Annotated in this window: 18 protein-coding genes; 6 read left to right on the forward strand and 12 right to left on the reverse strand. The window is 62.4% G+C overall.

Annotated elements, in window-relative coordinates:
• Positions 1–162: 162 nt before the first annotated feature.
• Positions 163–1,239, forward strand: coding sequence for a 4-hydroxyphenylpyruvate dioxygenase (gene hppD / locus LU682_RS12850; protein ID WP_010954299.1), 1,077 nt, complete (start codon positions 163–165; stop codon positions 1,237–1,239).
• Between the two features lie 23 nt (positions 1,240–1,262).
• Here the strand turns inward: hppD and LU682_RS12855 are convergent, their stop codons facing one another.
• Entirely contained in the window at positions 1,263–2,069 is an 807-nt protein-coding gene (locus LU682_RS12855; RefSeq protein WP_010954298.1) for a CSS-motif domain-containing protein, read from the reverse strand.
• Between the two features lie 129 nt (positions 2,070–2,198).
• Positions 2,199–2,885, reverse strand: a complete 687-nt coding sequence (locus LU682_RS12860) for a type 1 glutamine amidotransferase domain-containing protein (RefSeq protein WP_010954297.1) — start codon at positions 2,883–2,885, stop codon at positions 2,199–2,201.
• Positions 2,886–3,078: 193 nt separating this feature from the next.
• Between LU682_RS12860 and LU682_RS12865 the strand changes: the two genes are divergently transcribed.
• The gene (locus tag LU682_RS12865) at positions 3,079–5,142 is read left to right on the forward strand and encodes a hybrid sensor histidine kinase/response regulator (protein WP_082423977.1); all 2,064 of its coding nucleotides are present in this window, start codon (positions 3,079–3,081) and stop codon (positions 5,140–5,142) included.
• Between the two features lie 6 nt (positions 5,143–5,148).
• On the opposite strand, the gene LU682_RS12870 is transcribed toward LU682_RS12865, so the two are convergent.
• From LU682_RS12870 to gspG, 7 genes are all read right to left on the reverse strand, one after another.
• Entirely contained in the window at positions 5,149–6,765 is a 1,617-nt protein-coding gene (locus LU682_RS12870) for a response regulator (RefSeq protein ID WP_010954295.1), read from the reverse strand.
• Between the two features lie 78 nt (positions 6,766–6,843).
• Positions 6,844–7,899 (reverse strand): HEAT repeat domain-containing protein, encoded by a 1,056-nt coding sequence (locus LU682_RS12875; protein WP_049587692.1) that lies wholly within the window; start codon positions 7,897–7,899, stop codon positions 6,844–6,846.
• Between the two features lie 224 nt (positions 7,900–8,123).
• Positions 8,124–9,539 carry an efflux transporter outer membrane subunit gene (locus LU682_RS12880; RefSeq protein ID WP_010954293.1) on the reverse strand — a complete coding sequence of 472 codons (1,416 nt, stop codon included), beginning with the start codon at positions 9,537–9,539 and terminating at the stop codon, positions 8,124–8,126.
• Entirely contained in the window at positions 9,536–12,715 is a 3,180-nt protein-coding gene (locus LU682_RS12885) for an efflux RND transporter permease subunit (protein ID WP_060489437.1), read from the reverse strand. The genes LU682_RS12880 and LU682_RS12885 overlap by 4 nt, the downstream gene beginning before the upstream one ends.
• A 12-nt stretch (positions 12,716–12,727) precedes the next feature.
• On the reverse strand, positions 12,728–13,969 hold the full coding sequence (gene mexE, locus LU682_RS12890) for a multidrug efflux RND transporter periplasmic adaptor subunit MexE (protein WP_003253847.1): 1,242 nt from the start codon (positions 13,967–13,969) through the stop codon (positions 12,728–12,730).
• 191 nt (positions 13,970–14,160) lie between these two features.
• Positions 14,161–15,351: a type II secretion system F family protein gene (locus tag LU682_RS12895; protein ID WP_049587690.1), complete on the reverse strand. Its 1,191-nt coding sequence runs from the start codon at positions 15,349–15,351 to the stop codon at positions 14,161–14,163.
• Positions 15,352–15,362: 11 nt separating this feature from the next.
• Complete coding sequence (gene gspG / locus LU682_RS12900) at positions 15,363–15,788, reverse strand: type II secretion system major pseudopilin GspG (protein ID WP_012052184.1); 426 nt, start codon at positions 15,786–15,788, stop codon at positions 15,363–15,365.
• Between the two features lie 185 nt (positions 15,789–15,973).
• Between gspG and LU682_RS12905 the strand changes: the two genes are divergently transcribed.
• The 4 genes from LU682_RS12905 (at position 15,974) to LU682_RS12920 (ending at position 21,390) form a co-directional block, all read left to right on the forward strand.
• Entirely contained in the window at positions 15,974–16,567 is a 594-nt protein-coding gene (locus tag LU682_RS12905) for a lytic transglycosylase domain-containing protein (protein WP_010954290.1), read from the forward strand.
• Between the two features lie 174 nt (positions 16,568–16,741).
• Complete coding sequence (locus LU682_RS12910) at positions 16,742–18,193, forward strand: sensor histidine kinase (protein ID WP_010954289.1); 1,452 nt, start codon at positions 16,742–16,744, stop codon at positions 18,191–18,193.
• 307 nt (positions 18,194–18,500) lie between these two features.
• A complete protein-coding gene (locus LU682_RS12915; protein ID WP_010954288.1) occupies positions 18,501–19,994 on the forward strand; it encodes a sensor histidine kinase in 1,494 nt (497 codons plus the stop codon).
• On the forward strand, positions 19,963–21,390 hold the full coding sequence (locus LU682_RS12920) for a sigma-54-dependent transcriptional regulator (RefSeq protein WP_010954287.1): 1,428 nt from the start codon (positions 19,963–19,965) through the stop codon (positions 21,388–21,390). Before LU682_RS12915 ends, LU682_RS12920 begins: the two co-directional genes overlap by 32 nt.
• Positions 21,391–21,404: 14 nt before the next feature.
• On the opposite strand, the gene LU682_RS12925 is transcribed toward LU682_RS12920, so the two are convergent.
• The 3 genes from LU682_RS12925 to LU682_RS12935 all read right to left on the reverse strand — a co-directional run bounded on the left by LU682_RS12925 (position 21,405) and on the right by LU682_RS12935 (position 23,797).
• Positions 21,405–21,707 (reverse strand): hypothetical protein, encoded by a 303-nt coding sequence (locus LU682_RS12925; RefSeq protein ID WP_049587688.1) that lies wholly within the window; start codon positions 21,705–21,707, stop codon positions 21,405–21,407.
• Between the two features lie 86 nt (positions 21,708–21,793).
• Positions 21,794–23,146, reverse strand: coding sequence for a GntP family permease (locus LU682_RS12930; RefSeq protein WP_060489439.1), 1,353 nt, complete (start codon positions 23,144–23,146; stop codon positions 21,794–21,796).
• A 111-nt stretch (positions 23,147–23,257) separates the two neighbouring features.
• Positions 23,258–23,797: a gluconokinase gene (locus LU682_RS12935; RefSeq protein ID WP_010954284.1), complete on the reverse strand. Its 540-nt coding sequence runs from the start codon at positions 23,795–23,797 to the stop codon at positions 23,258–23,260.
• Between the last annotated feature and the right edge of the window lie 16 nt (positions 23,798–23,813).

The raw sequence follows: 23,813 nt of genomic DNA on the forward strand, positions 1-23,813 counted from the left end.
AGGATCAAGCCCGCCGAGATGGGTCCATATGACATACCATGGGTTCAAGCTGATCATAGGTGACTACCTCGCCCGTAGCGTGCGGGGCATTCCGTGCTCACCGCCGTTCCTGTTCCACATCCCACGCAATCAATAATTTTCGCTGCAGATGAGAACACGAACATGGCTGATATCTTTGAAAATCCAATGGGCCTGATGGGCTTCGAATTCATCGAACTGGCTTCGCCGACCCCAGGCGTACTAGAGCCTGTATTCCAGATACTGGGCTTCACCAAAGTGGCCACCCACCGTTCCAAGGATGTGCACCTGTATCGCCAGGGTGGCATCAACCTGATCCTGAACAATGAACCCAAGAGCATCGCTTCGTATTTCGCCGCTGAACACGGCCCGTCGGTATGTGGCATGGCTTTTCGCGTGCGCAATGCCCATGAGGCTTATGCCCGCGCCCTGGAACTGGGCGCTCAGCCGGTAGAAATCGAAACCGGCCCGATGGAATTGCGCCTGCCGGCGATCAAGGGTATCGGGGGGGCACCGCTCTATCTGATCGACCGCTTCGAGGAAGGCAGCTCTATCTACGACATCGACTTCAACTTCATCGAAGGCGTGGATCGCAACCCGGTAGGGGCCGGCCTGAAAATCATCGACCACCTCACCCATAACGTCTACCGTGGGCGTATGGCCTACTGGGCCGGGTTCTACGAGAAGCTGTTCAACTTCCGCGAAATCCGCTACTTCGATATCAAGGGCGAATACACCGGCCTGACCTCCAAGGCCATGACTGCGCCTGATGGCATGATCCGCATCCCGCTCAACGAAGAGTCATCCAAGGGTGCAGGGCAGATCGAAGAGTTCCTGATGCAGTTCAACGGTGAAGGTATCCAGCACGTGGCCTTCCTGACCGATGACCTGCTCAAGACCTGGGATGCGCTGAAGGGGCTGGGCATGCGCTTCATGACCGCGCCACCGCAAACCTACTACGAAATGCTCGAAGAGCGCCTGCCGGGCCATGGTGAGCCGGTCGACCAACTGCAAGCGCGTGGCATCCTGCTCGATGGCGCCTCGCAGCCCGGAGACAAGCGCCTGCTGCTGCAGATTTTCTCGGAAACCCTGCTTGGCCCGGTCTTCTTCGAGTTCATCCAGCGCAAAGGTGACGATGGCTTCGGTGAAGGCAACTTCAAGGCGCTGTTCGAATCCATCGAGCGTGACCAGGTACGCCGCGGCGTGCTGAGCACAGACTGATCGCCCCTGGAGTACCGTCGTCGTCATGTTCGTTCGGCGGCGGTACCCCGCCTGTTGGCACGTGCCCTGAACAGGGCCAGGTAGACGATCGAGCCGGTCACGATCCCCACCAGCATCAGCGAGGGGACGATCTGCAGCACCGACTGGCGTATTTCCTGAGCGGTGAAACCCTCTGGGTAGCCACCTTTGACCGTGTATCCATACTTGGCCGACATGGCGCTTGTAAAGAATTCGGACTGTGAGGGGCGCTCAAGGTCACGGCTGTCACCATTGCTCCATATGTAGCGGTCGCCAAATTCGACCAGCAGTGTCAGCCCATCCAGAAATCCATCCAGTTCATTGCGAATCTGCATGGCATAGGCTGTCACGATGATGCTATGGCTTTTGCCCTTCTGGTGAAAGTCGACCAGCAGCTTCTGGCGCGTGTCAGGAGGGCCGTAGGACAGTGCGACCCGCTGGCCGGACGACGCGAATGATGAATAATGCTCCAGCGAACCTGAAGCCGTGCTGCAGTAGGGTTGATTGTCTTTGAGCAAGGTCAGCGACCTGACCATGGAGCGGATGGCAACCTGGTCCTGCAAGGCGCTTTTGACGTTATCGCAAGATTCCCCTGCAAATGGCAGGGTGCGCAGGGCCGTCTCGTGCATTCTGTCCAGTGCACTGTCGACGCTGAAAACCGCCTCCTGAACTGAAATGCTGGCGTTTTCCGCAAGTTTCGCTTCCAGCTGGAAAGCCATCACCAGCAAACCGGAAACCACAGGCACCAGCGCCACTGCAATGAGCAGCAGCAGCTCCACCATGCTGCGCCCCGCGTGCATGATTTTCGACATAGGCTAATAGTTCTCCGCTCTGAAACTGTCCGAGGTGAACAGCTGAGCCCTGAGCCTATGTATTTGCTGACCGGGCTGCTGTAGTCCGGCTGCAGTTGAAGCGGTAGGAAAGCGAGCGCCTTGATGTAGCTAACTGCCCTTGAGCTTTTTCAGCACTGCCTCGGCCAGCAAGGCGGTGGAAGCGGGGTTCTGCCCGGTGATCAGCCTGTCATCGTCGACCACGTACGGCTTCCACGGCTCATCATGTTTGCTGTACTCACCGCCGCGCGCCCCAAGTTCGTTCTCCGTCAGGAACGGCACTACGTCGTCCAGTTCGGCCAGTTTTTCCTCTATGTTGGAAAAGCCGGTCACCTTGCGGTTTTTGAGCAGCAGGCAGTTGTTACTCAGCTTGATGTTCAGCAGGCCGACTACGCCGTGACAGACTGCTGCGACAATGCCACCTTTTTCGTAGATTTTGCGTGCCAGGTCCTGCAGAGCATGGTTGTCTGCGAAGTCATACATCACCCCATGCCCACCGGTGTAATAGATGACGCTGTATTCGTCAGCCTTCACCTGCCCTGGGGCCAAGGTACTGCCAAGACGCGTCATGAAGCGCTTGTCGTCGTACCACTGCCAGTCCAGGTCCGGGGCCATCTGCAGGCTGTGCGGGTCGACGGGAACGTAACCGCCCTGTGGGCTGACATAGTCGACCGTGTAGCCGGCCTTTTCGACTTTCTCGACAAAGTGAACGGCTTCACCCAGCCACAACCCGGTCGCCCGTTTGAGGGTTGGATACTTCGCTGTATTGGTCAACACCACCAGAATTTTCTTGCTCATGACCCTGCTCCCGTCGGCAACCTGAATGGGCCGGTGCTCCCTGGCCCGAGGGAAAACCTAAATAGCATAGCTGCCACCAGCAAGTCCGCCATGGTGTGCCGGACGTGCTGTGCTAACTTGAATCCATCCACGGGCGAGCGTGCCAGGCTTGGCGGCGCTGTGGTCAACCCTGAGCATTGCTGGAGTCACGATATTGGTCGCTAACGGTAAGCCATGCGAGCCCGCGCCGCAGGTCATCCTGCAGTCGCCTGTTTTGCCATCGATCGAGCCGATGGGGGAGCGGATAGCGCAGTTCGACTGGTGGCGTACCTCGCTTGGGCCATTGTCGCGCTGGCCTGCTTCGTTGCGCATTGCCGTGGACATGATGCATTTGTCACCTTTCCCATGTGCAGTGGTCTGGGGGGCGGACCTGTGTGTGGTGCATAACAATGGCTACCGGGCGTTGCGGGCATTACCGGATGCGCTGGGCATGGCGTTCGATACCCTGTGGAGTGATATCTGGCCTGCAGTGGGCCCCTGGGTGTTCAAGGCACTGGAAGGCCACTCGAATTTTGTCGAGGACCCACCCCTGCGTATCGTCCGCAGTGAAGGCGCTGAACCACTATGGTGCGCATTCGGTTATGCCCCCCTGCACGATGAACTCGGTAACGTGGCGGGGTTTCTGCATACGGTGATCGAGACCACGGCCAGCGTCGAGGCCCACCGCCATTGGCGTGAGCAGGTGCAGAGCTTTGAACGCCAGGTTGCGCAGCATGTGGCCGAGCGAGAGCAGTTCTGGTTGCTGTCGCGCGAAGCGATGATGATGCTCACCCCAGAATTGAAACTGCATGGCGCCAACCCGGCCTGGTACCGCATTCTGGGCTGGACACAAGAGCAGGTGCAGGCGATGTCGGTGATGGAGCTGGTGCACCCGACAGAGCGTACCGAAGTACGATTGGCAGTGTCCGGGCTGTTCCAATGCAGCCACGCGGAGCAGCTGGAGATCCGCCTGCGACACCGCCATGGTCACTACCACTGGTTTCGTTGGAGTGCGAGGTTTGACGGCAGCCTCCTGACGGCGGTTGGCCGGGACATCACCGCAGACCGTGAAGAGGCTGCGCGTCAGGCAGAGGCGCTGATGCACAACAGTGAGCGTATGGAGGTGGTGGGCCAGTTGGCGGGCGGCATGGGCCATGAAATGAACAACTTGCTGTCCGGTATCGGCGGCAGCCTCGAACTGCTGCAGCGGCGCCTGCAGGAGGGGCGGCTGGAGCGTGTGGAGGCCTACGTGGACGTTGCGCGCGACTCGGTGCAGCGTGCCATGGACCTGACCCATCGGTTGATCGCATTTTCCCGCCATCAGCCATTGGCCCCTCGGCCACTGGACTTCAATCGGCAGTTACGTCTGAGCGAACCCCTGTTGCTGCGGGCGCTGGGGGCAGAGATGCGTTTGCACTGGCAACTGGACGTTGCACCTTGGGCAGTGAGCCTGGACGTACCCCAGCTAGAGAATGCCTTGATCCACTTGTGTGCCAATGCGCGTGAAGCGTGCCTGGAACAGGGCAATGTCACCATCAGCAGCGTCAACGAACGGCTGACCGCGTTTTTCCCGGATGAAGGTGGCTTGCCGCCGGGCGACTATGTGGCCTTGCATGTCGAGGATGATGGCCATGGCATGGCCGCGGCGGATATCGCCAGGGCTTTCGAACCGTTTTACACAACCAAACCTCTCGGGCGTGGGGCCGGGCTTGGCCTGTCGATGGTGTATGGCTTCGTCCGACAGTCGGGGGGGTATGCCTGGATCGAGTCGACGCCGGAGCAGGGCACCAGGGTTTCCATGCTTTTCCCGAGGAGCCATGAGCCGGTTCCGGATGAGCCCGCGCCGGTACCGCTTTCGCAGCGCATGGCACGGGGTGAGCGCCTGCTGCTGGTGGATGACGAGCTTGATCTGCGCGCGGTCATGCGCGAATACCTGACTGAGCGTGGGTTTGACGTCACGGATGTGGGCGATGCCAATAGCGCACTGGAGCGCTTTCGCCATGGCGGCCCTTTCGATCTGGTCATCACCGATATCGGTTTGCCGGGTGGGTTCAGTGGCCGGCAAGTGGCCAAGGCCATGCGCATGCAGCTTGCACAGCAGAAAATTCTGTTTATCACCGGTTATGCGGATCAGTCGATTGAAGCGCAATTGCTCGATCAGCCGGGCACGGCATTGTTGAACAAGCCGTTTTCGCTGGCGCATCTTGCCGATGAGGCGCTACGCCTGCTTGACGTGTAAGGCGCTTCAAGGCTTACCTAGAATGTGTGTCACTCGAGCCTGCAACTGCTGCAACTCGAACGGCTTGCAGATCAGGTGCATGTCAGCGCCCAGGAAGCCTTCGCGGGCCATGGCCGTTTCCGCGTAACCGGTGATGAACAGCACCGGTAATCGTGGGCGCAGGCTGCGGGCAATTTCTGCCAGTTGTCGGCCGTTCATGCCGGGCAAGCCCACATCGGTGATGAGCAAATCCACCGGTTGTGCCGAGCGTAGCACCTTCAGTCCCTCATTGGCGTCGGCTGCGCTTTGGCAGGGGAAGCCGTTTTCGCCCAGCGCCTGGCAAAGCAGTTGGCGCACATGGGGATCGTCCTCGACAACCAGCACGTGTCGGCTGCAGCCGTCTTGCCTGGCTGGCACCGGTTCGCTGTATGACAGGGCCTGATCGACATGGCGTGGCAAATACAGCTCCACCTGGGTTCCCTGGCCAATCTCGCTGCTGAGGGTGATATGCCCATGGGACTGCTTGCTGAAACCGTACACCATCGACAACCCCAGGCCAATGCCTTGGCCGGTCGCCTTGGTGCTGAAGAAGGGTTCGAAGGCGTGCTCCAGCGTGCTTTGCGCCATGCCTTGGCCGCTGTCGGTGATTCGCAGGCGCACATAGTCGCCAGTGCGCAAAGCGCCGTCAGCAGCTTGCTCGGTGGCGATGTGATGATTGTTCGCCTCGATGCGTAGCAGGCCACCGTTGGGCATGGCCTCGCGCGCATTGAGCAGCAGGTTGTCGAGGGCCTCCTGCAACTGCTGGTCATCCGCCTCCACGGGCCACAGGTCTTTGGCCGCGTGCACTTGCAGGGTTATCGACGGGCTCAGGCGAGCGCCCAGGCGTTCTGCCTTGAGCAAGGTATGCAGGTCTATACGTTGGCTGTGCAGCGATTGACGGGAAGAGAAGGCAAGCAAGCGGTGGGTCAGGCGGGCGGCGCGTGAAACGGCCTCGCGGCCCATGCACAGAACGCCATCCAGGCCGTCGCTGCGGCCTTGGCGCAGGCGCCGCTGGATGAGTTCGAAGCTGCCGCTGATGCTGGTGAGCAGGTTGTTGAAGTCATGGGCGACGCCGCCGGCCAGTTGGCCGATGGCCTCCATCTTGCGTGCCTGGCAGCGGGCGAACTCACCGCGGTCCTGCACTTCTTCCGGCGTTGAAGGCCGGCTGTCCAGGCGCTGCTGCATGCCATGGAGTTGATCACGTGTCACGTACTGTCGCCGCCGGTTGCGCAGCGCGGACTGGGTCATGTGCAGCAACTGGGCATTTTCGTAGGGCGTGACCAGCCAGAGAAGATTGCCCACTGGATGATGATTCACCCCAGCGGCCGACCAGGCGCCCTGGGTCAGCAGCACGATGGGCAAATCCGACCAGCTCGGTTGCTGGTCGATGAATGCCTGCAGCAAAGTGCTTGGGCCTTGGCTGAACACCTGCTCGGCAATGATCGCCAACCCTGCGCCCTCGGTCAGACGCGCCTGCAGGTTGGCAAGGTCGACCGCGCAGAGGCTGTTGATGCCGGCGGAAGACAACAGACGTGAGGTATCCGCCGCCAGTTGTGGCGGTGCGAGGATCAAGGCACGTTCATCCAGCGCCAACGAACTGGCCAAAACGACTCTCCTTCAGGGTGGCCTGATACCCACTGGACCCTGGCGCAGGCTCAGGGTTCAACTGAATCCAGGCACTGCCTACAGGCCCTGTTGCAGCGCAGGGTCGTCCGGGTTCTGGCGCTCCAGCTCGGCGAGCGATACTTGCACGTTCTGCAACTGGCCGGACTCTTTCCAGTACTGAATCAGCAGCACCCGTGCCCGGCGATTGGCTGGCTGCCGATTGAGCACGGTTTCCAGTTGCTTCTGGGCGGCGTCGAGCTGGTCCAGCTCATGCAGGGTGACCGCCAGGGTATAGCGGTAATCGGCGTTGTCCGGGTCCAGTTCGACGGCGCGGGACAGGGCCAGCAAGGCATACTCGCGCTGTTCGTGGCGCTTCAGCCAAAGCCCTAGCTCATACTGCAGAAAGGCCGAGTCGGGGCTCAGCGCCAGGGCTTTGCCCAGCACCTGGCGGGAGGCGTCGTGGTGGCCCTGGCGCTCGAGCAGGCGTACCTGAGTCGCCAGGGCATCGAGGTTGCCGGGGGCAACCGCGAGCGCTCGCTGCAGGGCTGCAGCGGCGTGCGTGTAGTCGTTTTCGTGCAGGTACAGGCGCGCCAGGTGCACTTGGGCGTCGGCATCTTCAGGCTGTTGCTCCAGGGCTTGCTGGTATTGCTCCAGGGCTGACTGCAGGGGGCCGAAATAGAGGCCGATGGCGTCGGGATCGAGGCCCAGCAGGGCATCCACGGCGGCAAAACGCACGCTTTGCTCACTGTCGTCCAGCAGCGGGCCGAGTACCAGGCTGCGCTGTGCTGGCGGTAACAGGCGGCGGATACTGGCAATGGCCGCTCGACGCACCAGCGGCTCGGCATGTTCCAGGTCCTGGCGGGCCAGTTTCAATGCCTGCGGCGAGGGGTAGTTGGGCAACTCGGCGTACAGCGCCGCACGGCGGATCGCAGGCAGGTCGTTACGTTGCAATTGCTGGTACAACACCCGTGCGGCACCGGGCTGGCCGTCGTGAGCCTGGCGCAGCGCCTTGGCGTAGCTGTGTGCTGGCAAGGTCGGCGGGGTTGGCGGGGCGTCGCGCCACAGGTAGCCGAACAGGGCCGATACCAGAATCGACAACAGCAGGGCGATCAGGTAGCGGTTGCGTCTGGGCATCGGACGATCCGTGGCGGCGGGAAGGGCAGAGCTTGGGCCAGCCGGGGGGTAAATGCAACCGAACCGGGCACGCCGTTGGCCAGGCGCCAGGCCTGCGGTGGCATTCCATGCACTGCGTATTGGGGTGAATACGATGGCAAACATAAAAAAGCCCCGCGGGCCATGGCCTGCGGGGCAAACGGTTGGGGGAGGAGCCAACCAAAGGAGTCGTTGAGGCAGTGGAATCAGTGCGCGCTGGCCACCGTCTCCGGTTGCCAGCCGCCACCCAGGGCCTTGTAGATCGAGACGATGCCGCGATAAAGGTCGACTTCACCCTGAGCTTGTGCATCTTCAGCACTTAGCCGCTCACGTTCGGCATCGAGCAGTACCAGGTAGTCCACGGTACCTTCGCGATAGCGAATCGAGGCCAGTTCTGCAGCCTTGCGGCTGGCGTCGCTCTGGCGCATCAGCGACAGCAGACGCTGTTGGGTCTTGTCGTAATCGCTGAAGGCGTTGGCCGACTCTTCCAGTGCCAGCAGCACCTGCTGTTCGTAGTTGGCCAGTGCCCCTTCGGCATCGGCCTTGGCGCCGCGCAGGCGGGCCCGCACGCTGCCCAGGTCGAAGGCCGCCCAGGTAATGCTCGGGCCCAGTGCCCAGGCGTTGGCCGCCGAAGAGCCGATCTGCGAGCCGCGGGCGGCGGTAAAGCCGAGGAAGCCACTGAGGCTGACGCGCGGGAACAGGTCGGCGGTGGCCACGCCAACGTTGGCGGTGGCCGCCGCCAGCTGGCGCTCGGCGCTGCGGATGTCCGGGCGGCGGCGCAGCAGCTCACCCGGGTCACCGACCGGCAGCGCCTTGGCGATGGCCGGCAGGGCCTTGGGCGACAGGTCTACGCTGAGCGCGTCAGGGCGCTGGCCGAGCAGGGTGGCGATGCGATGCCGCGCCCGTGCCTGTTCGGCTTGCAGTTGTGGCACGGTGGCTTCGACCCCGGCCAGGCGCGCATCGGCACGCACCACGTCGAGGTCATTGCCCACGCCCGCATCGCGCAGGGTTTCGGTAATGGTGCGTGATTCCTGCTGGGTCTTCAGGTTGGCCAGGGCGATCTTTTCGCGCAACTGGGCACCGCGCAGTTGCCCGTAGGCATCGACCAGTTCGGCGATCAGGCTGACCTGCAACTGTTGCAGGTCGGCGGCGGCAACCGCTTCCTGGGCTTCGCTGGCTTCGATCTGGCGCTGGATGCGCCCGAACAGGTCAAGCTCCCAGGCCATGTCCAGGCCCAGGTCGTAGCGCTCGCTATTGACCCGCTCGGTGGTCTGGCCGGGGATCTGGCCTTTGCCGAGATCGCTGCTGGCACGGCTGGTGACCACCGGGAACGGGTCGTTTTCGGCGTCTTCGCGGATCGAACGGGCCGATTTCAGGCGGGCGAAGGCCACGCGCAAGTCACGGTTGCCGTCCAGCGAAGCCTGCACCAGCTGGTTCAGCACCGGGTCGTCGAACTGCTTCCACCACAGGCTCTCGAAGCGGCTACGGTCGTAGGCCTTGGCCTGCACATCGCTGCTCAATTGCGCAGGTTCGGTGGCTGGCGCCTGGTAGTCCGGGCCTACCGCACAGGCCGCCAGGGCCAGTGCCAGCAGGCTTGGGGTCAAGGGTTTGAGCAGGTTCATGCGTGGTTCTCCAGCACTTGAGCGTGTTCAGCCTTGCGGGCCTGGCGACGCTCGACGAAACGGCGGATCAGGAAGAAGAACACCGGGGTGAGGAACAGGCCGAACACGGTCACGCCGATCATCCCCGAGAACACCGCCACCCCCATGGCATGGCGCATTTCCGAACCTGCGCCGGAGCTGAACACCAGGGGCACCACACCCATGATGAAGGCGATCGAGGTCATCAGGATCGGCCGCAGGCGCAGGCGGCAGGCTTCCAGTACCGCAGCCAGCGGGTCGAGGCCCTTGGCCTGTTCGTCCTTGGCGAACTCGACGATCAGGATCGCGTTCTTGCACGCCAGGCCCACCAGTACGATCAGGCCGATCTGGGTGAAGATGTTGTTGTCGCCACCCGATACGATCACACCGGTGATGGCCGACAGCAGGGTCATCGGCACGATCAGGATCACCGCCAGCGGCAGGCTCCAGCTTTCGTACTGGGCGGCCAGCACCAGGAACGCCAGCAGTACGCACAGCGGGAACACCAGCAATGCGGTATTGCCCGAGAGGATCTGCTGGTAGGTCAGGTCGGTCCACTCGAAGGTCATGCCGTTGGGCAGTTCTTCCTTCAGCAGCTTCTCGATCGCAGCTTCCGCCTGACCAGAGCTGTAGCCCGGGGCGGCAGCGCCGTTGATCTCGGCAGTGATGAAGCCGTTGTAGTGCATGACCCGGTCCGGCCCGGAGGTGTCGCTGACCTTGAGGAAGGTCGCCAGCGGGATCATCTCGCCAAGGTTGTTGCGCACTTTCAGTTGGCCGATCTGCTCGGCATCAAGGCGGAACTGCTGCTCGGCCTGGACGTTGACCTGGTAAGTGCGGCCAAAGCGGTTGAAGTCGTTGGTGTACAGCGAGCCCAGGTAAACCTGCAGGGTGTCGAAGATGTCGGTGATCGCCACACCGTGGGTCTTGGCCTTTTCCCGGTCGATGGCGGCATCGACTTGTGGCACGTTGACCTGGTAGCTGGTGAACAGGCCTGCCAGCTCTGGGACGTTGTGGCTCTTGGCGATGATGTTCTGGGTTTCCTTGTACAGCGCTTCGTAACCCAGGTTGCCACGGTCTTCGATTTGCAGACGGAACCCGCCAATCGTGCCCAGGCCCTGTACCGGCGGCGGTGGGAAGATGGCGATGTAGGCGTCCTGGATGTCGGCGAACTGGGCATTCAGCGCGGCTGCGATGGCTGCCGCCGACTGGCTCGGGTCCTTGCGCTCATCGAATGGTTTGAGCGGGGTGAACACGATGCCGCTGTTGGGGCTGTTGGTGAAACCGTTGATCGACAGGCCCGGGAAGGCTACCGAGTCGGCCACGCCAGGCTGCTTCAGGGCGATTTCGCTCATGCGCTTGATCACCGCTTCGGTACGGTCGAGGCTGGCCGCGTCCGGCAGTTGGGCGAAGGCCACCAGGTACTGCTTGTCCTGGGCCGGCACGAAACCGGTCGGCGTGGACGAGAAGCCGAGGTAGGTCAGACCCATCAGGCCGGCATACACGAACAGGGCGATGCCGCTGGAGCGGATGACCCGGCGCACGCCACCGACGTAGCTGTGGCTGGCCCGGTCGAAGAACCGGTTGAAAGGGGAGAACAGCCAGCTGCCCAGCAGCTTGTCGAGGAACCGCGAGAAACGGTCCTTGGGTGCGTGATGATCCTTGAGCAGCACCGCGGCCAAGGCTGGCGACAGGGTCAGCGAGTTGAACGCCGAAATGACGGTCGAGATGGCGATGGTCAGGGCGAACTGCTTGTAGAACTGCCCGGTAAGGCCGGAAATGAACGCTGCAGGTACGAACACCGCGCACAGCACCAGGGCGGTGGCGATGATCGGGCCGGTCACTTCGCTCATGGCCTTTTGCGTGGCTTCCAGCGGTTTCAGGCCCAGCCCGATGTTACGTTCGACGTTCTCCACCACGACGATGGCATCGTCCACCACGATACCGATGGCGAGCACCAGCCCGAATAACGACAGCGCGTTAAGTGAAAAACCGAACAGGTGCATGACCGCGAAGGTACCGATCAGCGAGACCGGCACCGCCAGCAGCGGGATGATCGAGGCGCGCCAGGTCTGCAGGAACAGGATCACCACCAGCACCACCAGCACCAGGGCTTCGAACAGGGTGTGCACCACCGCTTCGATGGAGCCGCGCACGAAGATGGTCGGGTCATAGACGATGCTGTAGTCCATCCCTTCCGGGAAGTCCTTTTTCAGCTCGGCCATTTTCGCCCGCACTTCGTCGGAGATCTCGATGGCGTTGGAGCCTGGGCGCTGGAAAATCGGGATGGCCACCGCCGGCTGGTTGTTCAGCAGCGAGCGCAGGGCGTACTGGCTGGAGCCGAGTTCGACCCGGGCGATGTCTTTCAGGCGGGTGATCTCGCCATTGGCACCGGCGCGGATGATGATGTTTTCGAACTCTTCCTCGTTGACCAGGCGGCCTTGGGTATTGATCGACAGCTGGAAGCTGGTCGAGCCTGGGGCAGGCGGCGCGCCCAGCTGGCCGGCGGCCACCTGGCGGTTCTGCTCGCGGATTGCCGCGACCACATCACTGGCCGTCAGGTTGCGCGAAGCGGTCTTGTTCGGGTCCAGCCAGACGCGCAGCGAGTAGTCGCCCATGCCAAACAGCTGCACGTCGCCTACGCCGCCCAGGCGCGCCAGCTCGTCCTTGATGTTGAGGATGGCGTAGTTGGACAGATAGAGCATGTCGTAGCGGTTGTCCGGCGAGGTCAGGTGCACGACCATGGTCAGGTCAGGCGAGGCCTTGTCGACGGTGATACCGATACGGGTCACTTCCTCGGGCAGCTTGGGCTGGGTACGGGTGACGCGGTTCTGCACCTGCACCTGGGCGTTGTCCAGGTCGGTACCCAGGGCGAAGGTGATGGTCAGCGTCAGCTTGCCGTCCGCAGTGGACTGGGAGGACATGTACAGCATGTTCTCCACACCGGTAATGGCCTGCTCCAGCGGCGCGGCAACGGTTTCGCCGATGACCTTGGGGTTGGCGCCGGGGAAGTTGGCGCGCACCACCACGGTGGGCGGCACCACTTCGGGGTATTCGCTGATCGGCAGCTGGAACAGCGAGATGGAACCCGCGATCAGCAGCACCAGCGACAGCACCGCGGCGAAGATCGGCCGGGTAATGAAGAATTTCGAGAAGTTCATCGGTAGGGTCCCTTAACCGCGTGGCGCCTGGGCGCTGGCGACTTTCACGTTGTTGCCCGCCACCTTCGGCGCCGGGTTGCTGGCCTCCAGGGCCTGGCGCTGCTGGGCGAGGGCGGCGAGGGTTTGCTCGCTGGCCATCTGTGTTTCTTCCGGGGTTACCGGCGAACCAGGGCGTACGCGCTGCAGGCCCTTGACCACGATGCGGTCGTCCTTGCCCAGGCCGCTGCGCACGATGCGCAAGCCTTCCAGCTTCGGTCCCAGTTCCACGGCGCGGTAGGTGGCCTTGTTGTCCTTGTCCATGACCAGCACAAACTTCTTGCCAAGGTCGGTGCCCACGGCTTCGTCGTTGATGAGCATGGCGTCGTACTGGGCGCTGCCGACCAGCTTCAGGCGCGCATACAGGCCCGGGGTGAACTGGCCGTTGCTGTTGTCGAATACCGCGCGGCCGCGGATGGTGCCGGTGCGCGGGTTGACCTGGTTGTCGACGAAGTTCATCTGGCCCAGGTGCGGGTTGCCGCTTTCGTTGGTCAGGCCCAGGTATACCGGAGTGCTCTGGCTACGCTGGCCTTCACGGGCCAGCTGGGTGTACTTGAGGTACACGCGCTCGTCGGCGTCGAAATAGGCGTAGACCTTGTCGGTGGACACCACGCTGGTCAGCGGGGTGACATCGGCGGTGACGATGTTGCCGGCGGTGAACTCGGCGCGGCTGACTCGGCCGCTGATGGGCGCGGTGACGCGGGTGAAGCTGAGGTTCAGGCGCGCCAGGTCGAGCTGGGCCTGGATGGCATCGACCCCGGCACGGGCTTCGGCGGCGGCACTGCTGCGCGATTCGGCCAGTTCGGCGGAGATGGCGTTGCTGTCACGCAGGCGCTCGCCACGGCGGGCTTCGTTGGCGCTGCGGATGGCGGTGGCCTTGGCCTGTTGCAGTTGGGCTTCGAGGCGGCGGACTTCAGCCTGGAACGGGCGCGGGTCGATCTGGAACAGCAGGTCGCCTTTCTTGACCTGGGCGCCTTCGGTGAAGGCGACCTGGTCGATCTGGCCGGAGACCCGCGGGCGCACTTCGACGGTTTCCGGGGCTTCGAGGCGGCCGGTGAACTCGTCCCATTCGGTGATCGGTTGTTCGATCACCTTGGCCACACTTACCTTCGGCGCAGCGGGAGCCTGCACGGCGTCGGGGGTTCGACCGCAAGCGCTGATCACCACCACTGCCAGGGCAGCGAGGGGGAAGCGCAAAGGTTTGAGTGATTGTTCCATGGAGAACTCCGCCAATGTATTAGTAGTGGGCGGAGTGTGAGTGTGTTGCGCGCGAGGCACGAATCGAACGGGACGAAGGTTAATATCACGCTGAATGATAAGTGGGGATCAACTATCGATGGCGGCCCGGGTTGGGCGCAGAACACCGCCTGTGTGGGCTTCAGGTTACGCGAAAGCCTGGGCCTGGCCATTCAGTGAATACTTGAGGCCAGCTCGAAGATCGGCATGTACATGAGGATTACGATCAGGCCGATCAGCAGGCCGATGAAGGTCATCAGCAGCGGTTCGAACAGTTTGACGAACCATTCCACCCAACGGCCGATTTCCTGGTCATGGAAGTCGGCGCAGCGCTCCAGCATCTCGCCCAGGTTGCCAGACTGCTCGCCTGCGCGCAGCAGGCGCAGGGATACCGGCGTCACCAGGTGCCCGGCCGCCAGAGCATCGGAAAGCGGCAGCCCTTCGCCCACCCGCTGGCTGGCCTGCTCCAGGCCCTGCGCTGCTGCGTTGCCGAGCAGGCCGCGGGCCATGCCCATGGCGGTGAGGATGGGGATGCCGCCTTGCAGCAGAATGCCCAGCGAGCGATAGAAACGCGCCAGCTCGTACATCATCAGGCGCTGGTGCAGTGCGGGCAGGCGCCGCAGCTGGCAGGAGGCCCAGTACCGTACACGCGGGTGCCGGCGCAGCAGCCAAAGCGCCGCGACCCCACCGACGGTGCCCAGCGCCAGTGGCGCTTGCTGGGCATGCAGAAACAGGCCGACCTGCATCAGCACCCGTGACAGCCAGGGTAGCTCGGTGCCCATGCCTTCGAACACCTGGCTGAAACGCGGCACCACATAGCCGAGCAGGAACAGCACCACACCGCCTCCCACCAGCAACAGCAGTAACGGGTAGACCGAGGCACCCACCAGCTTCTGCCGGACCAGGTCCAGGCGCTGGCGATAGCTGATGTAGCGGGTGAGGGCGTCGCCCAGGGCACCGGTGCGTTCGCTGGACTGCACCAGCGCCACATACAACGGCGGGAATACCCGCGGTTGCTGGCCCAGCGCCTGGGACAGCGAGCGGCCCTCGTACAGCTGACGCACCAGCTCGGCGAGCACCTTGCGCGCTGTCGCTGCCGGGCTTTTCTCCGCCAGGCTTTCCAGTGCGTCGATCAGCGGCAGGCCGGCATTGAGCAAGGTTGACAGTTCCTGGCTGAACAGCACCAGGTCGAATGCCGCTTCACGGCGCCAGGCCATGCCGCGCAGCGCGCCGCCGCTGCTGCGCAGGCTGAGCACACGCAGGCCCTGGTCTTCGGCCTGGCGGCGGGCCTGGTCGGCGTCCTCGGCGTCGATCTGCAACTGCACCACACCCTGCCTACCCAGGGCCTTGAGGCTGTAGCGCATGGCCGCTCTCCTTACTGCCAACTAGTAACTTCGGCATTTTCGCCATCGCCACCCGGCTGGCCGTCCTTGCCCATCGACAGCAGGTCGTACTCACCGCCGTTCTCGCCGGGTTGCCGGTAGATGTAAGGGCGGCCCCACGGGTCTTGCGGCACGGCCTTCTGCAGGTACGGGCCGGTCCAGCGAGCTTCGCCACTGGGGGCGACCACCAGCGCCTGCAAGCCTTGTTCGCTGTTGGGGTAGTGGCCGACCTCCAGGCGATACAAGTCCAGGGCCTTGCTCAGCCCCTCGATCTGCGCCCGCGCTACCTTGGCCTCGGAGCGGCCGAGCTGACTGAAGTACTTGGGCGCGACGATGCCGGCCAGCAGGCCGAGTACCACCAGGACCACCAGGAGTTCAAGCAGAGTGAAGCCACGTTGCGGGTTGGTTCTGCGCTGCATGGTGAAACCCTCCACTGCATGGGGACAAGCGTTGACATGCACCATGCAACAGCCGTGCACGTCTGCCTCGGGGCCTTGCGCCATGCGGCACAGGAAGCGGCACAGTGCTTGCGTCGTGGTGACTGTCCTCGGGTTTTCCGGGGCATTTCCCCCACATCGGGGGCCACGACGAAGAGGCGACCGGCATGCGTGGACTCATTATCGGTTTGATCTGGCTGGCGGCAGGTGCTGCCCAGGCCGATGTGTACATCTCAATCGATGCCAAGGGTGGCTACGTACTGACCAATGTCCATCGACCAGGGCGACACTATGAGAAGGTGATCAGCGAGCCGCTGGCCCAGGGTGGCCCGGTCAAAGCGCAGATGATCACCGGCCGCCCTTACGCCGAGGTAGTCGCCACGGCTGCGCGCCTCCACAACCTGCCGCCGGCGCTGCTGCACGCGGTGATCAAGGCCGAGTCCGGCTACAACCCCAAAGCCCGTTCGCGGGCGGGTGCAGTGGGGTTGATGCAACTGATGCCAGACACAGCCCGCGAGATGGGGGTGCAAGACCGCCTGGACCCGGAAGACAATGTGCAGGGCGGGGCGCGCTACCTCAAGCAGATGCTCACCCTGTTCGACAACGACATCACCTTGGCCGTGGCGGCCTACAACGCCGGCCCGGATGCTGTGCTGCGGCGTGGTGCCGTGCCGCCGTTTGCCGAGACACGGCGCTATGTGCCGACGGTGCTGCGGGAGTATCGAAAGTTGCAAGGGTTGACTGATGATTCGTCTTTGTAACAACGGGCGTGCAGCTCACGCATTTCCGCAGGGGCCGCGCCACCCTCAGGCTATTTCGGGTAGGTGAAGTGAGGAGGGGTCAAATACCCTTCGGCGGATGCCATCAATTTAATACTATGGTTTCCCCAAGTCTGGGCTATAACCTTCTGAAGGTGCCCAGCTGAGGAGTCCGTTATGGACGTCGCCCCTCGTTCCGTCACTCTTGAAGTGCCTGCCGGTAGCGAGCTGGCCGCCCCGCGCAAGCCATTCAACCTGCTGCGCTGGTATGCCTGGGTCAGTCTGGCCATCATTCTCTCGGTGGCTGCCGGGCTGGGGCTGATTTCCAGCCGCTTCATCATCGACGAGAGCGTCGAGCGTGATGCGTTACTCACTGCACAGTTCATTACCTCCATTGCCGATGCCGAAGTGCGCCATGTGTCGATCCCCAATGTGCGGACCATGGGCGAACTGCTCGACCCGCGCACCGACCGCAATAACTTGCCCGACGTCGACCCGCAAGCCCGGCGCAAGGCCCGTGGCGAGTTCCTTGACCATATCGCTCACCTGCCCGATATGCTGCTGGCCAATATTTACGCCTTGGACCGCACAGTGATCTGGTCCAGCAACCCGGCGCTGATCGGCAAGCTGATCGAAGGCGACGAAGACCTGGATCAGGCTTTCGAGTACAAGATGCGGGTCTCGGCCAGCTACCACAATTTCGAACAGGCGCGCGCCGAGCAGAAGTTCATCACCCCGCCCAAGCAGTTGTTCATCGAGAACTACATTCCGCTGTTCGATGCCGATGGCGATCGGGTCACAGCGATGGTCGAGATTTACAAGGAGCCCCACGACCTGATCGTACGCATCGAACGTGGCCTGATCCTGATCTGGTTGGCTATCACGGTCGGCGCTGCACTGGTCTATGTCGGCCTTTACGGCATCATGCACCGCGCCGCACGGCTGCTGGCGGTGCAGCAGAAACGACTGATCAGCAGCGAAACCTACGTGGCACTGGGTGAGGTGTCTTCGGCGGTGGCCCATAGCCTGCGCAACCCGCTGGCCAGCATCCGCTCAAGTGCCGAACTGGCCCAGGCGTTCGACGAAGGCCCGGCGCAACGCCAGGTCAACGATATCATCAGCCAGGTCGATCGCATGTCGCAATGGATCCGCCAGATGCTGCAGTCACTGCGCCCGCTGAACGACGAGGTATTGGCAGTGGACTTGCCGCAGGCGTTGCAGGAAAGCCTGCAGACCTACGCTGTGCCGCTGGCGCGCAGCGGGGTAAGCCTGGACCTGCAACCCTTACCGGCCGTGCAGGTGTTGGGGCACCCGGTATTGCTGCGCCAGGTATTCAGTAGCCTGATTGCCAATGCCTTGGAGTCGATGGAGCAGGGCGGGCGGTTGCGTATCGAGGTGGTACGTCACAACCGGCGCAGCCTGACTTTGCGCCTGTCCGACAATGGCAAGGGCATGAACGAAGAGCAGCAGCGTATGGCTTTTCGACCGTTCTTTACCACCAAACAGGGTGGGCTGGGGGTGGGGCTGGTGCTGGTGAAACGCATCATGGAACGTTTCGGCGGTACGGTCCGGCTCAGCAGCAGTGAAGGCCATGGCACAAGGGTTTCGTTAAGTTTCCGACTGGCGTGAATTCGTTAAATGACATCAGGATTGTTCAGTAAGATGTTGATATGAAAAGGATTTGTGTTTTTTGGGTGATAATCCCCCAAATGTGGGGGTTAATCCTCTAATTAATCTTAATAAGTTATGGCAACCTACTGAAAAATAACATTTTTAATTTGGAATGTTTCTGCTGGCCAAGTTTTTGCAGCGAAGTTTGTGAAGCGCGACACGCGACAAATGGCAGCTGCGACTGCCCAGGTGGATTGCTACCCAGTGGCTGCTGCCATTGGCCTTGATGCAGTTCTGAACGTACGCCCTGCGCGGGAACCACGCGATGCAGATGCTGGAAGACGAAGTGCCCGACAAGGCCAATGCGCCCGCCAGCGGACGGCCCGTACCCTTGCGTGAATTCAACCTGCTGCGCTGGTTTTCGGTGATCAGCCTGTTGATCATTACCTCGGTGGCAGGTGGGCTGGGTTACGTTTCGACGCGCTTCGTGGTGCGCGACAGCGTGGAGCGCGATGCCATGCTTACCGCGCAGTTCATTCAGGCAATGGCCCAGGCCGAAGTGCGGCATTCGCAATTGCCGCCTGGCACCACCATGGGCGAGTTGCTGGACCCGCGGCTGGACCTGCAGCACTTGCAGGTCACCCCGGCCCTGGCCGAATCGACCCGGATCGAGTTCCTCGATCATGTCGAGCACCTGCCGGACACCTTGCTGGCCAATGTCTATGCCCGCGACCGCACCATTGTCTGGTCCACCAACGTGGAGCTGATTGGCAAGCGGATAGAGGCTGATGGCGATCTTGAGCGCGCCTTCCGCTCGCGCAAGGCGGTGTCGGCCAGCTATCACAAGGTTGCGGATGATCGTGAGGAGCAGAAGTTTCAGCGCGCACCACGCTACCTGTTCATCGAGAACTACATCCCGCTGTTCGACAGCCAGGGTGAGCAGGTACTGGCCATGGTGGAAATCTACAAGGAGCCGCAAGACCTCATCCGGCGCATCCAGCGCGGCTATGTGCTGATCTGGGCCTCGACACTGGTGGGTGGGGCGTTGATCTACTTCGGCCTGTTCTGGATCGTGCGCCGGGCGGCACATATGCTGCACCTGCAGCAGGACAGGCTGGTGGCAAGCGAAACCTACGTTGCGCTGGGTGAAATGTCGTCGGCAGTGGCTCACAGCATGCGTAACCCGCTGGCCAACATACGCTCCAGCGCCGAACTTGCCCAGGAAACCGCCAACGCTGCTGCGCAGAAGAACATCACTGACATCATCAGCCAGGTCGACCGCATGTCGCGCTGGGTGCGCGATCTGCTGGTGTCGTTGCGCCCGGCCAGTGACGAACCCGAGGCCGTGGACCTGGTGGCGGCCATCGAGGACACCCACCTGGCCTTCGCCCAGCAGATCGAACGCAACGGCGTGCGTTTCCATTTCGAAGGGCCTGACGTGCAGTGGGTGGTCAGCCAGCCGCTGCAGCTTACGCAGATTCTCAACAGCCTGTTTTCCAACGCCCTGGAGGCCATGCCCGCTGGCGGGATGCTCAATGCCCAGGTCAATGTGCAAGAAGGCGTGCGTGCCGAGTTCGTGCTGACCGACACCGGCAAAGGCATGAGCCAGCAGCAGGAACGGATGGTGTTCAAACCGTTCTTCACGACCAAGCAGGGTGGTCTCGGTGTGGGCCTGGCCCTGGTCAAACGCATCATGGAACGTTTTGGCGGCTCGGTCAGCCTGAGCAGCCGCGAAGAGGAAGGAACCCGCGTCAGCCTTACATTCAATATTGCAGCGGGAGGGGAACATGGAGCACAGCATCCTGGTCGTCGAGGATGATGAAATCCTTGCCGACAACATTCGCACTTACCTCAGCCTCAAGGGCTACGAAGTCATCGTGTGCCACAGCGCGGAGCTGGCGTTGGAGCAGATCAAGCGGGCGCAACCTGACGCGGTGCTGACCGACAACTCGTTGCCAGGCATGAGCGGGCACGACCTGCTGCGCACGCTGGTGGCCCAGGCGCCGGACCTGAAAGTGATCATGATGACCGGCTACGGCAATGTCGAAGATGCCGTGCAGGCGATGAAGGAGGGCGCCTTTCATTACCTGACCAAGCCGGTGGTACTGGCCGAGCTCAAACTGACCCTGGACAAGGCCCTGGCTACCGAGCGCATGGAGCGCACGCTGTCGTTCTACCAGGAGCGCGAGGCGCAGAAGTCCGGGTTGCAGGCTTTGATCGGCGAGTCGCCGGTGATGCTCACCCTCAAGCACACCCTGCGCCAGGTGCTCGATGCCGAGCGGCGCATGGCCAGTGACGACCTGCCACCGGTGCTGATCGAAGGCGAGACCGGTACTGGCAAGGAACTGGTGGCCCGTGCCCTGCATTTCGATGGTTCGCGCAGTAAAGGGCCTTTCATCGAGTTCAATTGCGCTTCGATCCCTGCCAACCTGCTTGAGGCCGAACTGTTTGGCCACGAGAAGGGCGCGTTCACCGATGCCAAGGAACGCCGGGTAGGCCTGGTGGAGGCTGCCGATGGCGGTACCTTGTTCCTTGACGAGATCGGCGAAATGGACCTGGTGCTGCAGGCCAAGCTGCTCAAGTTGCTGGAAGACCGCAGCATCCGCCGGATTGGTGCCGTGAAGGAACGCAAGGTCGATCTGCGGGTGATCAGCGCCACCAACTGTAACCTGGAGCAAATGGTGCAGCAGGGCAAATTCAGGCGTGACCTGTTCTTCCGCCTTCGCATTATCGCCCTGAAGGTGCCGCGCCTGTATTCGCGTGGGCAGGACATCCTGCTACTGGCGCGGCATTTCCTTGCCCACCATAGCCGGCGCTATGGCAAGCCGAACCTGCGCTTTTCGGCCGAGGCCGAAAGCCTGCTGCTCGGTTATAGCTGGCCTGGCAATGTGCGTGAATTGCGCAACATGCTGGAGCAGACGGTGTTGCTGGCGCCGAACGAGGTGGTGCAAGCGCATCAGTTGAACCTGTGCATGACCTTGGTTGACGAGCCGTTGGCGCAACAGCCGATGGCGGCCATGTTCGAAATGCCGCGGCACGAGCCAGAACCGGGGACAAGCCTGCCTGACATGGAGCGTGACCTTGTCTGCAAGACCCTGGACCGCACCGACTGGAACGTGACCAAGTCGGCGCGGATGCTTGGGTTGTCGCGGGATATGCTGCGTTACCGGATCGAAAAGCTGGGGCTGACCCGGCCTGACAAGCGTCAGTGGTAGTACAGGCCGTGTCGTCAGGGGTTACCTGTGCCTGAGCTGCCTTCTCCTTGCCGGCCGGTACCTTCCGACCCACTGCCCTCCATACCCGGCAGATCGCGGTTGTCATTCTGCTTGGCTGGCGGGCTTTGCGGTTCGTTGCCCTGTATGCGCGGGTCGGTGGCCCGCGGCAAGGGCTTCTCGATCGGGTTGAGGGTGCTGTCCACGCCGGGTTGTGGCGCCGTATTGTGCGGGTCGTCGGGGTAGGTCGGACCTGTGCCGACAGCAAAGGCCAGCGGCGAGGCGAGCAGGGCAATCGACAGGAGGGTTGAGCGGGGCATGGCAGGCTCCTTTGCTGTACGGGTAAGGCTCATACTTCCCTTTGGCCTTACCCGGAACGTCAACGTGCCATTACCCCGATCAACGGTCACACCACCAGCGACAGCAACATGATGAAAATGATGCCGACGATGGACAGGATCGTCTCCATCATGCTCCAGGTCTTGAAGGTTTCTGCCACGGTCATGTTGAAGTACTGCTTCACCAGCCAGAAACCGGCATCGTTCACATGCGACAGGATCAGCGAGCCGGCACCGGTGGCCAGTACCAACAGCTCACGGTTCACCCCCGGCACGAGGTCGATCACCGGTGCCACGATACCCGCGCCGGTGATGGTGGCGACCGTGGCGGAGCCGGTCGCGATGCGGATCACCGCCGCCACCAGCCATGCCAGCATGATCGGCGAAATTTCTGCCTGGACAGCCATCTGCCCGATCACGTTGCCTACGCCGGTATCCACCAGCATTTGCTTGAAGCCACCGCCAGCGCCGACGATCAGCACGATGGCGGCAGTCGGTGCCAGGCTCTGGTCGAGCATCTTCATGATCTGCTGGCGGTTGAAGCCGCGGGCCGAGCCGAAGGTGTAGAAGGCCAGTAACAGGGCGGCGAGCAGGGCGGTGATCGGGTGACCGATCAGGTCCATCCACTGGCGCACGATGTGCTCGGCAGGCAGCACCACGTCGGCGAACGTTTTCAGCAGCATCAACGCGACCGGCAGCAGTACAGTGATCAGGGTAATGCTGAAGCTTGGCAGGTTGCCCTGATCGGAGTCCTTGGCGATCTGGTCCATCAGCTCCTGGGACGGGTTGCCCGGGATGTAGCGGGAAATGAAGTTACCGAACAGAGGGCCGGCGATGATCGCGGTGGGCAGTGCGACGATCAGGCCGTAGAAGATGGTCTTGCCAATGTCAGCGTGGAAAATGCCGATCGCCAGCAAGGGGCCCGGGTGTGGTGGCACCAGACCGTGCACCACCGACAGGCCGGCCAGCAGCGGAATGCCGATTTTCACCAACGAGACGCCCGAGCGCCGGGCGACGATGAACACCAGTGGAATCAGCAGCACAAAGCCGATTTCGAAGAACAGCGGGATGCCCACCAGGAAGGCGGCGAACATCATCGCCCAATGCACGTTCTTCTTGCCGAAGGCGCGGATGAGGGTTTGCGCGATCTGGTCGGCACCACCGGAGTCGGCCATCAGCTTGCCGAGCATGGTGCCCAGGGCGAGCACGATACCGACGAAGCCGAGTACGCCGCCAAAACCGTCCTGGAACGATTTCATGACCTTGGCCACCGGCATGCCGGAAGTCAGGCCCAGGAAGCCGGCCGCGAGGGTGAGGGCGACGAAGGGGTGAACCTTGAAGTGGGTGATCAGCAGGATCAGCCCGACGATGGTAACCAGCGCGTCGAGCAGCAGGAAGGTATCAGTAGCCAGTCCGAACATGGTTTGAAGGCCTCGGTCTTATCGTTGTTTTGGGCGTAGCTTTTTGGAGTCTTTGCCGCGTTTACGGGTTGGGGTAGCGCTGTCTTTGGTGAGACGGAAATGCCGCCGAGGTCAGGCGGTTTGCGCCAGGCCCGGCTCACCGCAGTGCTTTAGCCAGTGGTCCACCGCTTCGGCCAGTGCTTCGATCGGTTGGGTGGCGTCCAGTGCAAGTGTCAGTGGCTCGCCGCGTGGCGATTCCAGGGCCGCGAACTGGCTGTCGATGAGGCTGGCCGGCATGAAGTGCCCTGGGCGAGCCAGCACGCGTTTTTCGGCCTCGGCAGGCGACAGTTCGAGGAACACGAACACCAGCCCGGGCATGGCATCGCGCAGGGTGTCGCGGTAGCGGCGCTTGAGTGCCGAGCAGGTCAGGATCGGGCGTTCACCGGCCTGGGTGGTGGCTTGCAACTCTTCACCAAGGCGGACCAGCCAGCCGGCACGGTCGCTGTCGTCCAGCGGGATGCCAGCGCTCATCTTGCGGATGTTTTCGGCAGGGTGGAAAGCGTCGCCTTCGATCAGGCGGCCGCCGCTTCTGGCAGCGATGGCGGCGCCGATGCAGCTTTTGCCACAACCGGCTACGCCCATCACCACAATGGCGGACAGGGGAGAATTCATCAGTACCTCCTGCGGG

Origin of the sequence: Pseudomonas alloputida, assembly GCF_021283545.2 — a bacterium.
Taxonomy (GTDB): Bacteria; Pseudomonadota; Gammaproteobacteria; order Pseudomonadales; family Pseudomonadaceae; genus Aquipseudomonas; species Aquipseudomonas alloputida.